The following is a 16,255-nucleotide window of genomic DNA, read 5'->3' on the forward strand; positions in this document are numbered from 1 at the left end:
TGAGGGTCAACTATTTTTAACGATTTAAATAACAATTTAACATGTTATATTTATATAATTAAAAACCTATATTCCTGTTTTTATGACTACTGCAATTGATAACCATTAGTTATTTTTCTCAAGACATTCATAAACCGCCATCATATCTCGTTTATCCAACTCACGAATACGATTAAAAATTGGTATTTGCCCAACAGCTTCTGTTAATAAGCTCTCATCCACAACATCACTAACTTTTCCAGTTAACCACGTTTGTACATCCACGCCCTCGACAACTTCTTTTAACCCTTCGTCATTAATACCACTTGCATTACAAGTTACACATGGAATTGTTAGTTTAAAGACACCATCATGTAGATTATCTTCGGTTATCACTTTCTTACCTTTACAAAATGGACATGGATTACTTTTTTTAATTTTATTAATTTGGGTAACTATTTTTTTGTATCCAAACGCTTCGTATACATACGTAAGTTTTTTATATTTACCATTTGTGAAATACTTATCTATAATGTTTTCTCTCGTTTCATAAACATTAGGGAAATCACAAACAGTTACTTGATTATTAACACTAATGGATTCGATATTTCCTTTTATTTCACCCCAGAATGGTAAGACATTTTGTAACACCATTTCATAGTTTGAAAAGCTTGCTTGTTCTAATTCAAACATCTTCAGTGCAACTTGTGCTTTTCTTGGCAATAAAGAAACATCTTCTGTCAATACCATATCGCCACCAACAATAGACTTCAATTTAACAAGTGTCGGTAAATCACCAACTGTTTTCACTACTTCATTAATAGGCTGATTAATTATTTCACGAATATCTACGTTATCAAATTTAAGTGGTTTATGATGATTTAAAACCGTCCCCTCGCAAATTGGACATTTCATCATTTTTTTTGAACTTTTAATTTCTTCTTTAATAGGTGCTTTTGAAATAACAATATATCCACCAATAATTGTATTAAATCCTACCCATGTTCTGCGTGTCTTTCCTTTTTTATCATAAAATGATTTTTCAAAATACCCGTACCAAAACGTATGCTTTTCTTCTTCTGACATATCATTATAGCTCTTTGACAAATCGTGATCAAGCTCATTTTTTATTTCTTCGAATAGAAATTCTATTTTTTCATGCTGATAAAATTTTAATACCTTCATGATTTCTGGATCGAATAGCCCATCCCAAAATGGAACACTTTTATCTTGAATGGCAATATCTTTATCAAAAACTTCAATTTGAAGACGTCCAGAACAAGATGGACAATGATTGTCCTGTGAATAGAAATCAAAACTTCTCGTATCTTTATTAATTGGATGAGCAGCTACAATATGATTAATTAATCCACCAATCTCATATAAGAAACTATATTGACTATATAAATGTCTTTCAAGATCAATAGCAATAACAGGTGCGATTGTATCAGATTCATATTCACCATAAATTAACCTAGCCATTGATGATAAACTTTTTAAAATACCGCCCTTATAAATATTTTCGGCATTTTTAAAATAGTTAATATGATTTTCTTCTAAATAGTGAACCCCTTTTTTCTGCTTAAGCATTGAAGAGATGTGTATTTTCTCTGTGCTATTCACATTACTTTTTTGACGATAGTAATCCTCATGATTGACAACATCCAAATGCTCTATAGATTCATTCTGCCTTTTTCCAAAATCAACTATATAATCAGAGCTTTCTAACATGTAACGATTATGCTCAATCATAATGATCGAAACTGATTCATCTTGCAGAATACCTCTAATACTATCGATAAATTGATTCAAAATATTTTGTGATAAACCTTTTGAAGGCTCATCAAAAATAAATAATGTATGTGGATTTCTAGTGTTTGCAAATAATTCCGAAACTAAATGAACACATTGAAACTCACCTGTCGATAATGTTTGTGTTTTTCTCTCTAATGTTAAATAGCCAAGCCCTAATTTAATTAGTAGGCTCAAACGTTTATAAGCGATATCTTCATTTGGAAGTTCATCAATAATATCCTCAATCGAGCGCTCAAAAATATCATCAATGTCTTCACTATACTTTGTCAGTTTCTTTTTAATATCTAGGAAAGTTGCTACAGTTGATCGACTTGTAATTGATTGATTTCGGTCTTGTCCTACCATAACTAATTTATCTTTTGGATATCGTTTCAAAAAATCTGTAGCTAGACATTCGTTGACAAGTGTAGATTTCCCACATCCTGATTCTCCTGTAACTGTTACAAGCCTGTTTTTAGGAATTTGAAACTCAGCCATTTGGATATTACGGCAATATAAATCATAGAATGTATAATATTCTGTTGGTATTTCTTTATTTCGATCCCACAGTATTGACTTTGGTCTTGGTGATTCTTCCACAATTTTCCCGCCATATTTTCCGCTACCAGATCCAAAGAACAATTGATCATCAGTTGTATCTAGTACTGTATCTGAATGATCAATAAGCCAAATTTGATTTTTACACCCTAATCGTTTAATCTCTTCTAAAATTTGTAATAAAGTTTCATGATCAAGTCCAACTGAAATCTCATCAATAATAATTACAGCATTTTCACTTACTGCCATGAATTCGGCCAAATAAAGTCGTGTTAACTCTCCACCTGATAACGTACCCATAATTCGATTTAATGTTAAATAACCAATGTTCATATTAATAATATTTTGCAGTATATGCTGTTTTTCTTCACTAATATTTAACTCTTTTGCTAGTGAAAGAATAGATTCAATACTTAAATCATTAATATTTGAGATTGAATGTGGCTTGTCCAACAAATCAATTTCATGTTGTTCAATTTCTTCACTATAACGTTTTCCCTTACATTTTTTACACTCAACATTTTTTGTAGTACCACGGCCTTTACAACCAGTACACCAGCCTAATTGATTATTAAATGAAAAGACCTCTGGAGAAAGATTAAATACCTCAGCAAGTTTTTCCCGAACCTCTGTAAAAACACCAGTATGAGTACCAATCGTTGAACGCGGATTAGACGAAATCGATGATTTTCCTAGAAAAAGTACTAAAGGTATTTCTTCCATCTTAATGGCACTAAAATTTGTTTCCATAATGTTAGGAAATAAATATTGATATTCAGCCTTTGGCAATAAAGAAACTAATCGTTTTTTTGATTCTTCACCAATTGTTTGGCAAAAAGTTGTTTTACCCGATCCAGATAAACCAGCAATTCCAAACGATTTATTAAACGGTATAGTTGCATCTAATTTATTTATGTTATTAGCAATTAATTGATTTACTTTCATATTAACCTCTATTCTTATTTATTCACAAAAGCATTTTTACAATATAATAATTACATAATGAATATTACCTATTATGCAATTATCCTCTCACTTCATGAACTTATCCTTGTATATTTCAAACCACTGTTGCCATTCATCTTTAGAAAATTCTTTCTCTTCTCCTTCTAAAACGTAAGAAAAAAGATTTAAACAAATATGCCAACCAGCTATATCTCTCGGTGTATGATCTGTTAATTCATGAATGTACTCTTTTAGGAATAAAAGAGTACCATTTTCCTCTTTATGTATTTCAAATCGGACACGGTCTTTATCCCAAGTAAATTCAAGTACTGAGTTTAGTTGACACTCTAAAATATCAATGTTTATGAATGAACCGTCCATCATGTCGAACTTTATTATTCCACCAGTTTTAAGGCTTTCAATCTGTAAATTGGACATCCATTTTTTCAGCTTACTGTTTTCTGTTAATACAGACCAAACTTCCTCTACCGTATATGGAAATTCGCGTTCAAATTTTACAATATATCCACCAGTTAGTTTCCCAATTTCAGCTATCATTTTAATTGCCTCCTTATATAGAATATATGTTCTCATCTCATTTTACACGAATATAAATATAAAATAAATATTTATGTCAGCGAAGTGTTAATTTAAAGTGAATGGTGCTGAGAAAAACTTAAATATTTTCTAAATCGAGTTATATAATATTGAAAATTAAATATAGATTTGCGTACAAATAAAAAAGCCGCATTTGCGACTTATGAAATCATAGGATTAACTCCTGTTTTGTTGAATGATTAACGCTTAATCGCATCGACAATTAGCGATGGAAAACCAAGTTTATCGCCTTTATTTCTAGAATCATACCTTTTCGAACGGAAAATAACACCGTCGTTTGCATCCCATTCGTTGTAATAAAACCGACCATTTTCATCACAATATTCAAGTAAAACTACCTCGAATCCAGCAGTTTCAAACATTTCCGTTAATGTTATATAATTATGAACGATTTTATGACTTGCTGCTGGATGATCTTTCGGACCGGGTCCCCCTATTTGAACTATATTTTGATATGCCTCATCCTGAAAGAATGCATCAGGGACTCCGCACCGAATATGACCAGATGGTTTTAAAAATTCATAACAAATTTCAGCTGCTCTTACACCTTCTTAAAAAGTAAGGTGTTCCCATACATGCTCAGCTAAAATAGCTGAAATAGAGTTGTATTCAAATCTTTCTTCCCACGTAGCTTTATCTAGTAAGTTAAGTTCATCTTCTTGCGTTTGAATCCAACCTGGATTATTATTAAACACTCCAGCTCCGGCAACTACTTTAATTTCGTCTTGTTTTATTGCCACCATGTTCACCTCTTAAATATTTTAATTCATTAATATATTCTATGTTTACTATTATCCTTCCTCCTTTAACAAATTTAGTACCATGAGTCCAGTACAATACCGAACTCATGTCCTAAAACTCTCTAACGCAACGATCTGTCTAACTCTATAAAATTAGTTCATAATATACGATTTTTCTTACAGAAATATAGCACAGCAAACATTAGCATAATACCAATTACGTAAAAAATTGTTGTTCCGCTCCCACCAGTATTAGGAATTACCCAATTATTCTTCGCATTTTTCACTGTTATTTTTTGTGTCTTTACTGCTTCTGTAATTTCTATTTCTATTGGATCCCTAAGTAACATGTATCCGTTCGGTGCTTTTATTTCTTTAATCGTATACTTTCCAATTGCTAATTGGTTGGAAATTACCTTTCCTTTTTCATCCGTTATTAATCTACTAACTTCTTTCCCTTCTTTATCTAACACTTGAAATACAGCGCCTTTTAGCTTTAATTCACTATCCTTATCATCAACTTTTTCAATTTCAAATTGCCCAGTCGGATCTGGCAATTTCTTATTTTCTATTTTAATTTCTACTACTGTATCTTTTTCTATTTTTACAGCTATTTTTTCTTTTAATAATTCATAACCTTTAGGTGCCTCTATTTCCACTAGGGTATAGTTTCCTATTGGTAAGTCCTTTGATATCATTTCTCCTTTTTCATCTGTTATTAACTCTCCAACTACTTTTCCTTTTGAATCTTCTATATGAAACTTTGCTCCTGCTAGTTTTTTATTTTTATCACTTATGTCTACTTTCACAAGCTTCATTTTCCCCATTGGATCTGGCAATTTCTTATTTCCTATTTTAATTTCTACTACTGCATCTTTTTCTATTTTTACAGTTATTTTTTCTTTTAATAATTCGTAACCTTTAGGTGCTTCTACTTCCACTAAGGTATAGTTTCCTATTGGTAAGTCTTTTGATATTACTTCTCCTTCTTCATTTGTTACTAGTTCTCCAACTATTTTCCCTTTTGAATCTTCTATATGAAACTTTGCCCCTGCTAGCTTTTTATTTTTATCACTTATGTCTACTTTCACTAACTTCATTTTTCCTATTGGATCTGGCAATTTCTTATTTCCTATTTTAATTTCTACTACTGCATCTTTTTCTATTTTTACAGTTATTTTTTCTTTTAATAATTCATAGTCTTTTGGCGCTTCTATTTCTACAAGGATATAGTTTCCTATTGGTAAGTCTTTTGATATCGCTTCTCCTTCTTCATTTGTTAATAGTTCTCCAACTATTTTTCCTTTTGGATCTTCTATATGAAACTTTGCTCCGACCAATTTTTTATTATCATTATTACTATCAACTTTTTTTATTTTTACTTTTCCAGTACTAGGCTTGTTCCAATGTTGCCAGTTAAATTTGAAATTGTGAAATTCAAATCCACCAGTTTGTTGTACCGCACCGACAAATGCTTGTCCATTAATCGAACCGCCTTTTGTTTCTAATACAGCATTGGGGGCAAACACACTACCAACGACACCATATCCCTCTGTTATAATTTTTTTCGCATTTGGAAAAACCCAAATCACTTTCCCATATAGCTGAGTAAACGGGGAATTAGGAGAATATGGTTGTGATGTAGGAACTATATCTGTAGCCCTTCCAATATTGTTCGTGTCATATAGAATAGACCCATTTTTAAATGTAACCTCTGTTGCATCCGAATACATAACAATAAAATCTTTGTCCTTAGCATTTGGTAAAAATACATCTCTTATATCTAAATTAATTTTCCCTGTCAATTCTGATGAAACATAAATATTAGGATTGTTTATATCTTTTCCGATTCCATGACTCATATTTGGAATTGGGGTATTTGTTTTATATTGACCTGCATTTTTACTGACTTGGTTCACTATATTGCGAAATTCATTAAATTTCGCGTCAATTTCTAGTTTTTCTTTATAAACGATACGATCATAAGAGGATTGTATGATGCGATCTGGATCACTCTCTTTTGTCATTACTACTATTCCGTTTTGAATGATAAAAGATTCTTCTCTTGATTTCTTAAATTTTCCAGACAACAACAAGGACGGATATCCCTCATCAACCCATTTTTCACCTACTATATTAGATGTTCCCGCTGCAGCACCTACAATTGTATACCCCGATGCATCCATATCACCTTGAACTGCAGTTGCTCCTTCAATGTCGCCACCTATTGCTTTATGGTTACCAAAGACAACTGCATTATAACGCGATATATCACCTAGACCTTCTAAGTTTGTCGTGGATCCATATACTTCTTTTGGTACATATATGACAAAACTTACACTTAACATTAACAAAACAATAAAATGAATACTTACCAGCTTTAATCGTAGCCTCAATTCCTTTGTTCCCACCTTTACCGTATTTTTTCTATAGTCGAATAAAATGACATATTCACCAATGAGGATTTACTTCATCTTTTATATACTTTATATACTTTCTTTACTTATCTCTGAATTTCCGGTCCCACTTCCCATTAATGCAGGATAAATAAATACATTCTATCGAGTTAACCTTTTCTTATAAATTACGACTAGAAACACACATAACAATAGGATTGGAACTATTACAGTCCACTTATTAAATATAAATATCTCTGTACTCACTTTTTGTTTTTCTTTCCCGTTTAACTCCACACGCACACCTCGAACTAGCAACCTATTGGTGTTTACTCCATAAGGCGTACACGTAATTAAAGTTGTATAATCTTTATTTTCTACAATTTGTAGATCGTCCGTTTCGTGTGGTAACACTACTTTAATTTGATCTACTTTATAAGCAAGAACTTTGTCTAAAGAATGAATATAAAAAAGATCTCCTTCACTCAACTTATCTAAATCTGTAAATAATTTTGCTGATGGTAAACCACGATGCCCTGTTAAAATAGTGTGCGTATTTTCTCCACCTATCGGGAGCGAAGAAAAATCTAAATGACCTATCCCGCGGCTCAATACTTCCTCAGATGTCCCTTGATAGATTGGCAGTTTTATATTAATTTTCGATATTTCAATATACCCCATTACATCTCCTAAATTTAACGCATCAGCATATGCTTGATGATTACTTTTTTTTTCAGAAAATGGATCAGTAAATGTTTTCGTGGAAGTGTGAACTTGTTTATTATATTCGGCTGCTTCTTTTTCCCTACGTTCGACTTCTTTCTTTTGTAATGCTTTGATATTCTTATCGTAAGAGCTAATCTCAGAATAATGTGCACGAGTCGCCAACCAATTACTAATAGTAGGATATAAAAAAACACCTAATCCAAATAAAAAAATACCTCCCAAAACAAGATTTCGTTTCATATTTCCACCTCTGTATATGCTTAAATATCGAAAAGAGGGAAGCATTTTGCTTCTCCCCTTTTCCCATAGTTACATGTTCCTAAAATCTTAATTATTAGCAGACTTTTTTCTAAAGAAAACAAATGCCGCTGTAACCATTAACGTAAGACCTATTACAGTAAAAAGAGTCGTTCCTATGCCACCCGTTACCGGAAGAACCCATCCACTTTTATTATTTTCAATCGTTAATTTAACCGTTTGATTATTTTCGCTAATCTTTACATCAATGGGATCTTTTAATAATTGATAAGAAGCTTTTGTACCATCTTCTTTTGTATATGTTGGAGCTTTCGTTTCGAAAATTTGATAGTCTCCATATGGAATGTTAGACCATTTAATAACACCATTTTCATCTGATACACCTGTTACTTCTTTTCCTGCTACAACAACTATTTTTCCATTTTTATCTTTAAGTACAAACTCTGCACCTTTTAATTTATTCTTATTAGCACCATCAATTTTTGTTAACTCAATTATTCCAGTTGTTGGAACAACAACTACAGGTTTAGATTCCTTTTCTTCAATTACATCATTTTTATTTGTAAAATCAATTTTTGCTGTATTTAAAATTTCCGAACCAGATGGTACTCCTTCTTTTACTTGAGATTTAATTTGCAAATGAAATTCTTTTTTACCATCTAATTTTGTGAAATCTTTTACTGTAGCTGTTACTTTTTGACCTTCTATAGCTACCTCTACAATGCTTGCATTTACTTCTGCTCCATCAATTTTCACGATTGGCTTTCCTTGAATCACTAAACGATTATCCAAAGTATCTGTTACCACATATTTTTTGTATTCCTTAATGTCTTCTGGAATTAATGTTTTAATATCATAATTATAATTAGTTAACGGATTGATTGGTAACGCTTCCAATTTTCCGTTAATCTTTTTATCAATTATTGGTTCTTCATAGTTTTTCACTTCTAATTTAACTACTGTACCAGAAGTAATAGTTCCATCTTCATTAATTGTTCCGGAGTTCTTAACAAAAAACTCACGTTTAGTTGGATCTATTACATAGCCTTTCGGAGCTTTTGTTTCTTGGAAATAGTATTCTCCATACACCAATCCTTGCACGCGAATATGACCATTAGCATCTGTTACTAACTCTTTTTTCACTTCTGTACCGTCTTTTTTAAATAAAGAGAATACTGCACCTGCTAATGCTTTTTCATTTACACCAGTTTTTATTAAATCCACTGCACCACGTTTAACCTCATTTTTAGGATACATGTGAACATCATAGTTTAGCACCTTACCCTCTTTATTCGTTAATGGGATATCCACTGTATACGTATTGGGATTTAGATTAACATGTGGAGGTCCTGCCACTTCTTTCACCTCATAACGTCCTAGTGAAATATCTTTTAATACAGCTTGTCCGTTATCATCTGTTACTACTTGCGTTGGAGTTGCTCCCATTACAGGTTTCACATCTTCTTTCACGATTTTCCCATCGTTTGAAATTTTTTCAAAAGACGCAACCTTTTTCACTTCAAACGTTACACCTTTTAATGGTTTCGCATCTTTTGACACCTCTTGATTTGCAGAACCGTCACCTTCTAGTCCCTGCGCTCCATCTTTTTCTTGTTCATACTTATGAATCGTTAAAGTACCTTTAGATGGTGAATCTGCCTTTACTAATACACTAGACCATGTAGAAAATGTTAAGAATAACACTAAAAGCACACTAAATATTTTTTTCATTTCTCTTATCCCCTTTACTACTTCTATCATTTTAAAAATCTCTTTATTACTATTACCTTCTTAAAAGCAATAGTGTGCCAAGTATCAGATTTAAACGAATAACATAAAACATATTCGTCCAACAATCCATTGTTTACAATCACTTATTCACATTTCTTATCTTCTATTATTACGTTGTCTCTCCACATGATATATGTAATTTTCTCCCCTAAATTACACTTATATCTCTACTTCAAAAATCATTACATTTGTTACATAATAGCTTTCACTGCTAATTTCGACTAGTCACTTACTGTCAATCTATTAATTTCTCACTTCCTATCCCTATTTAAAATCCAACCTTAATCATTTTTAATACATATAAGTAATAACCAACAAATAAGTGTGACGATTCATATTTTACGCTACTGTCCAAAACTATTACCTGTATATTCAAATAATATGTGCTATTCATGTTAAATTATGGTATTATTCTTAGAAGTTTATAACTTTTATTTATATTTTTTATTAATAAAGGTTTTCCGTTTCTACTTATGAAAAAAGGAATATATGTTTATTTAACTATTACGCATAACTGTAAGGAGGAAGAATATGACTAAAAAGCTCAGTCTAGTTGAGATAGAGTACATTTGCAATATGTTTTTCCAATCTTTTGAAATTCCAGTTTGTTTTTTAGATTGTAACAAAAATATCCTTTTAGAATTCACATCAAAAAATGATTCACACTTGTTGTATACATCAAAAATAGAACAGTTACATGTGCTTTTTCAGAGAAATGATACATATAATTCCCCCATCTTCAGAACTCACGAACATCTAGGGCACTTCATTTTAATTCACATAAAGAGCGATTATATGGTGAACGGTACTGTTATTATTGGGCCCTTGGCACATGTAAATTTTTCTACAAGTAAAGCGGATAGTAAACTTAATTTTATTCCAAATTATAAAAGAACAAGAGACCATTATTTTTCATTGTCAGTCAAAGATCAAAATTTCTTTGTAAATATAGCAATATTGTTCTATAACATTCTCTATAAAAAAAATTCAGATGTAAGCACATTTTCAAATAACAGTGACTCACTTCATATAAGTCATAGCAGAATCTTAAACGAAGATGTATATATTTCAATGCAAAAAGACGAATCCATTTATCATAATTTATATATAGAGCAGCAACTACTTGGTTCTATAGAAAACGGGGATAAAGAAACCGTGCTCAAATATTATTACGAATTCCAACAAGAGACTCTTTCATCTTTATCTTCATTCCATCAATTAAGACGTCATAAAAACATTTGTATTTCATCCATTACGCTCGCCACTAGATATGCGATAAAAGGGGGTCTTCCATCTGGGATAGCTTACAAAATTTATGATTTACATATTCAAAGAACAGAAAATTTAAAAGACAAAGAATCTGTTTGGGATTTATTAAAAAATGCTTTTTGTACCTTTGCAGACCGTGTAAAGGCACAAAAAACACAGCAACATTCACAGACTATTGCTATTTGCAAAAACTACATTTTTAAAAACATTTACAATCCAATATCTGTTAAACAACTTGCTAAATTTGCAAATGTGAATTCAGATTATTTATCTATATTATTTAAAAAAGAAGTCGGTATTTCATTAATTGAGTACATTCAACGTGAACGAATCGAAGAAGCAAAGAAATTATTAACTTTCACCACCTATCCCTTATCAGACATATGCGCTTCGCTTAATTTTAGCGATCAAAGTTATTTTACTAAAATTTTTAAAAAATTCACCAATGAAACACCTGGTAAATATCGAAAATCTCATGTTGTCATTTAGAGTGACACTTCCATTAAAGCAAAGTGTTTTCAGTAACTTATCAATGGCAAATTAGAAGTACTCCTATATTCATGAGCTATAGGATTTATGCTATTTTCAAATCAAAAAACACGTTACTATTCTCATTAAAATAAAAGAATAGTAACGTGTTTTATATGTAATATAGTTCTGTAGACAGAATAGTATCCAACTGCAAATTTTTATAAAGGCCAAATGTACCGCTTAACTATTAAAATCTTAATAAGTAAAAAATCCATATTTCGTTTTATTTACTTTCTACTTTATTTCTTTTGAATACTGAACTCTTTTCTTCAAACGAATAATCCCTACTATTATTTTTGTATCTTTCTAAATTTGCGAATCAAAGTGAGTACTGTACCTGTAATAATCATCAATATGCCGATTGCTGCACTGTTAGTTGTACTTACACCCGTCTTTGGCAGCTCCTTATATGTATATTCTTTTTTATCTGTATTACTGTTATTTGAGATACTATTGCTATTTGTCTTATTAGCAAGACCATTAGGTTTGCTAGTTTCTTTATCTTTCACTAATACTTTTTGTATTGTATTTACCTCATTACCCACGGAATCTCTTACACTATATATTATTTCATAAATACCAGCTTTAGTTGTATCTATAGTTCCTTTATACGCTACTTTAGAAGTAAGATCACCGTCTTCTTTGTCAGTAGCCGATACTCCTATCAACGGATCAAATTGATCACCCTCAGTAATCGAAGTTGTAGCAGGTACTTTTAGTATTGGTTTTTCATTTTTAATTTCTTCTCTAACTTTGACCGTTACAGTTTGCTTCGCCGTTACTTCATGACCTTTAGAATCTGTAACCGTGTACGTTAATACGTAAGTACCGGCTTTTGATGTATCTACTTCACCATCGACTTTAATTTTAGAAGTGAGATCACCGTCTTCTTTATCGATAGCTAATACTTCTGCCATTGGAACAGATGAATCTCCTACATGAAGTATCGCTCCAACAGGCACTGTTAATTTAGGTTCTAAATCTGATATTTCTCCATTTCCCTCTACAATTACAGTCTGTATAGCCGTTGCATTCCCGCCTTTAGAATCAACAACCAAGTATTCCACAATGTATGTACCTGGTTTTGAAGTATTTACATCGCCTTTATGCTTTACTTTATTTGTTAAATCACCGTCTTCTTTATCAACAGCTTTTACATTTCTCATTGGATCAAACGTATCTCCTACACGTAGTGTAATCGTAAACGGTACAGTTAACTCTGGAGCTTGGTTTTCTGCTGTTTTTTCGTTTTCTTTCACTTTTTCTATAATTTTTGCAGCATCAAAAGCATTTTGGACTGCTTGAACTTCAATTGAGTTCGTTCCATATTTATTAGTTGCCACTTTAAGGCATGCCAATTTCAATTCAGAAAAATTAGAAGTCATGTTTAATTCATCAGTATTTGCATAATAGAAAATATCAAACATTTTATCTTCACCAATGCCATTTACATTTACACCGTTATGAGTACCACCTTGTGCAATTAAATACGCAACTTTATTAATAATACTTGAGTTAAAATGAACGCCTCCATAATCCTCTCCATTTAAATCATTATATTTACTATAATCATCAGGATACGGTAGTCCATCTGAAAAATTAATTGCAGTTGGATTTTTCATATTACGAAAAATCGATCCAGTTTGTTCTCCTATTGTCCAGTTAAATTCCCCATTATTTATGTATTTCTCTATAGCCGTTCCCATAATATCCGATAATGCCTCATTAATTGCCCCAGATTCTCCTGAAAATTCAAGGTTAGATTCACTTGATGTAACTGCATGTGTAAATTCATGACCGGCTATATCGAACGCTTTTACCATAGGATCTCCATATAAAAGCATACTAATGTTATTAATATTAGTACTAAATGCATTTTCCCAATTTTCAGGATCATTTGTTCCTCCAGAATCCCATGCATGTACAACTGAAACTACTTTGTTTCCTTTATTATCAAAACTATTACGCTTATATTTTTCTTTATAAAAATCGTATACCTTTGTTGCTAAGAAATGAGCGCTTACCGCCTTTGGATCATTAAATGTTGTTGAAACGCTAGTTGCTAGTATACCAGGATAATAACTTTCTTCATTTGTAATATCTCTATAATTTACATCATATGTCTCAATTCCTTGTCCTCTTGTGTAATCAGCAAGCGCATAATTCCCACTGGTCTGTTTAGAAATACCAAATGTACGAGTTACGCCTAAATCATCTTTTCCTGTTCCAGTTAATGATGTAAAATTGCTAGTTTTATTTTCCTTAACGGATTGAACATACTCTTCACTTATTTTCAAACTTGATTCTTGTACCATATCTTTTAACATTTCACCATTATGAGCATTCACTAAATAAGTTCCAGATACATAATTTGGTGTTGTAGCAGCAAATGTAACTTGATATGCATTGCTAGCCTGTCCATGATTTTCATCAACAAAAATAACTGCCTTAACTTCTGGCTCAGAAATAAATTTAGTATCGTTTCCGTACTTTTTATAAATATATTGTTTTGCTTCTTCTTTTGATAAATTAATAGGTTTCTTTAAATCTTCTTGTGTTAAATTTTGTGCGCTATCTCCTGAAATACTTTTAATAATACCTTTTTTATCTACGTGAGCAGTCAACTGGTGACCATATACTTCTTTTCCTTCATATATTTGTTGCATGCGCACAAGTGTAGTTCCATCATAAGAACCACGTTTTTGAAGAACCTTGTAATTTACTCCTGTTTCTGCACTAACTTGTTTTGGAGACAAAGCATGCTCCGTATTTTCCTTAAGTGCATCTTTCACTACATTCTCTGGCGCCTTTTTTGATGGTTGTGTAAGATCACCTGTACGGAACGAATCCTCTTGAATTTCTACTTGCATTTGACCAGTTTCCTCTGCATGACCTAATCCATATGGCGTTACACTTGTTAAAACGAATCCTGTTGTTAATGCAACTATAGCTATTTCTTTTTTATTTCCCATGATATTCCCCTCGTATAAATTCCTATTATTTATATGAAACTGCTAAAATGTATACAATCTATTCCTAACATAAAAAGATGACTTTTGTAATCAACAAAAGCCACCTCTTTAATATGTAATATCCCTAAAATGTTTTTAATACATAATTTCTATACAAAAAAGAAAAAAGCATTCATTAACGAGCATTTTGCAATACTTTTATTAGGTCATTTATATTTTCAACTTTCTGTTGAAACTGATCAAGTCTGCTATGTAGCAATGAAGGATTTTTATCTTCAGTTGAAATAACTTGTTTTAATTCGTTTTCTAATTTATCATACATATCAAAGAAATTATCAAATTCTACACTTACAAGCTCTTCATTTTCGCGATAGAATCTTTTTGCTTCTATATAAGTCATATATGATTTATTTAAAAATCCTAATGAAATTAAATATTTAGAAGTGTTTTCTTGATAAATAGCAATATCACACGCTATTTTAATATCAGAATAAGTCTTTTGAACAAGACAATGCAATTCAAAAATCTTAAACTTTAATCCATTATTCATTTCATCCCCTCCCATCGTATCTATTCTACATAAAATTAGAATATTATACAAAGAAAATTATTAGCATGAAATTGACAATTAAAAAGATAACTTAAGGATAAACAAATTCCTCTCATTACAAATTATAGTTGCGAAGCATTTACCAACTTAACAGAAAAAATAAAAAGCGAAAAGAATAAATCCCTTCCGCTTTTAGAGTAATAAATACATTTCATATTGCGCTAAAGAATTCTTTTCAAATCCACATTTCTTTAAAAAACCCTCCAGTAAATTATTGTTAGGAAACCCAATTGATAAACTTGATAAAATTAATTCTTCTCTTGCTACTTCTAATAATTTCATCCCAACACCAATATTTCTATAAACTTTGTCTACGAAAATAAAACTAATTTTACCTTGTTCATTTACACATAGAGAGCCTTTTAAGTCATTATCGACATATGCACCATAAAATACATTATTTGTTTTTTCGATATAATCAACATCATTTTGCCAATTTATATGGAAGTTTAACCATTTCTGAATTTCATCTTTAAAAGTTGGAAATTCTAATTGTTTTACTTCAATATCCTTACAATCTTTATTCATTATTTTAGTCAAATCATTTAAATTATAATAAGAAAGATCGTACACTTTTTCATAGCCCAACTTATTATAAAAATGAATCGCTCGGTCGTTTCCTACAATGACTTCGAGAAAAAGTTGCTTACATCCATGTTGAATCGCCTCTTCTTTATGCAGTTCAAATAATTTTTGACTCACACCAATACCGCGGTAATTAGGATGAACCGCTAATGTTCCACAGCGCATAGTCTTTATACTTTCATAATCCTTTATACCACCTAATATTACGCCAACTGATTTGTCACCGTCTAAAGCAAGAAAAGAATGTTCTAGCAAATTACCTTCTGGTCCAAAAAAACGTTGTATAAAACCCTCTTTTGAAACTTCCATCTTAATAATATAATCGGAAAATCCATCTTTAAAAGCTTCATATACTAAATCAATATTTACTTCACTACACCTTTTATATTGAATCATATAAAATTGCCCTCCAATTGCTTGTATTAATCTCAACATGTACCCATATAATATATTCCATCTATTATAAATTTCAGCTCTTAATTT

The 16,255-nt window shown here is 31.3% G+C and carries 9 protein-coding genes and 1 pseudogene; 1 reads left to right on the plus strand and 9 read right to left on the minus strand.

Features of this window, described 5'->3' with window-relative positions; genetic code table 11:
* Positions 1–105: 105 nt before the first annotated feature.
* The 6 genes and pseudogenes from CN409_RS29530 to CN409_RS29555 form a co-directional block, all read right to left on the minus strand.
* The gene (locus CN409_RS29530) at positions 106–3,276 is read right to left on the minus strand and encodes an ATP-binding cassette domain-containing protein (protein ID WP_097982066.1); all 3,171 of its coding nucleotides are present in this window, start codon (positions 3,274–3,276) and stop codon (positions 106–108) included.
* Between the two features lie 87 nt (positions 3,277–3,363).
* Positions 3,364–3,834 (minus strand): SRPBCC family protein, encoded by a 471-nt coding sequence (locus CN409_RS29535; protein WP_000559850.1) that lies wholly within the window; start codon positions 3,832–3,834, stop codon positions 3,364–3,366.
* A 239-nt stretch (positions 3,835–4,073) separates the two neighbouring features.
* Positions 4,074–4,634, minus strand: a pseudogene (locus tag CN409_RS32485) (class I SAM-dependent methyltransferase).
* Positions 4,635–4,792: 158 nt separating this feature from the next.
* Positions 4,793–7,030, minus strand: a complete 2,238-nt coding sequence (locus CN409_RS29545; RefSeq protein WP_086391152.1) for an MSCRAMM family protein — start codon at positions 7,028–7,030, stop codon at positions 4,793–4,795.
* A 162-nt stretch (positions 7,031–7,192) separates the two neighbouring features.
* Entirely contained in the window at positions 7,193–7,996 is an 804-nt protein-coding gene (locus CN409_RS29550; protein WP_079997319.1) for a class C sortase, read from the minus strand.
* A gap of 87 nt (positions 7,997–8,083) precedes the next feature.
* The gene (locus tag CN409_RS29555; RefSeq protein WP_097982094.1) at positions 8,084–9,745 is read right to left on the minus strand and encodes an LPXTG cell wall anchor domain-containing protein; all 1,662 of its coding nucleotides are present in this window, start codon (positions 9,743–9,745) and stop codon (positions 8,084–8,086) included.
* A gap of 591 nt (positions 9,746–10,336) precedes the next feature.
* Here CN409_RS29555 and CN409_RS29560 point away from each other — a divergent pair.
* A complete protein-coding gene (locus CN409_RS29560) occupies positions 10,337–11,563 on the plus strand; it encodes a helix-turn-helix domain-containing protein (RefSeq protein ID WP_000162841.1) in 1,227 nt (408 codons plus the stop codon).
* A gap of 332 nt (positions 11,564–11,895) precedes the next feature.
* Here the strand turns inward: CN409_RS29560 and CN409_RS29565 are convergent, their stop codons facing one another.
* From CN409_RS29565 to CN409_RS29575, 3 genes are all read right to left on the minus strand, one after another.
* The gene (locus tag CN409_RS29565; protein WP_097982093.1) at positions 11,896–14,577 is read right to left on the minus strand and encodes a M4 family metallopeptidase; all 2,682 of its coding nucleotides are present in this window, start codon (positions 14,575–14,577) and stop codon (positions 11,896–11,898) included.
* A 175-nt stretch (positions 14,578–14,752) separates the two neighbouring features.
* Positions 14,753–15,127 carry a hypothetical protein gene (locus CN409_RS29570; RefSeq protein WP_001059022.1) on the minus strand — a complete coding sequence of 125 codons (375 nt, stop codon included), beginning with the start codon at positions 15,125–15,127 and terminating at the stop codon, positions 14,753–14,755.
* 192 nt (positions 15,128–15,319) lie between these two features.
* Positions 15,320–16,168: a GNAT family N-acetyltransferase gene (locus tag CN409_RS29575; protein WP_000617064.1), complete on the minus strand. Its 849-nt coding sequence runs from the start codon at positions 16,166–16,168 to the stop codon at positions 15,320–15,322.
* Positions 16,169–16,255 lie beyond the last annotated feature (87 nt).

The organism is Bacillus sp. AFS012607 (assembly GCF_002558005.1).
GTDB classification, from domain to species: Bacteria; Bacillota; Bacilli; order Bacillales; family Bacillaceae_G; genus Bacillus_A; species Bacillus_A thuringiensis_S.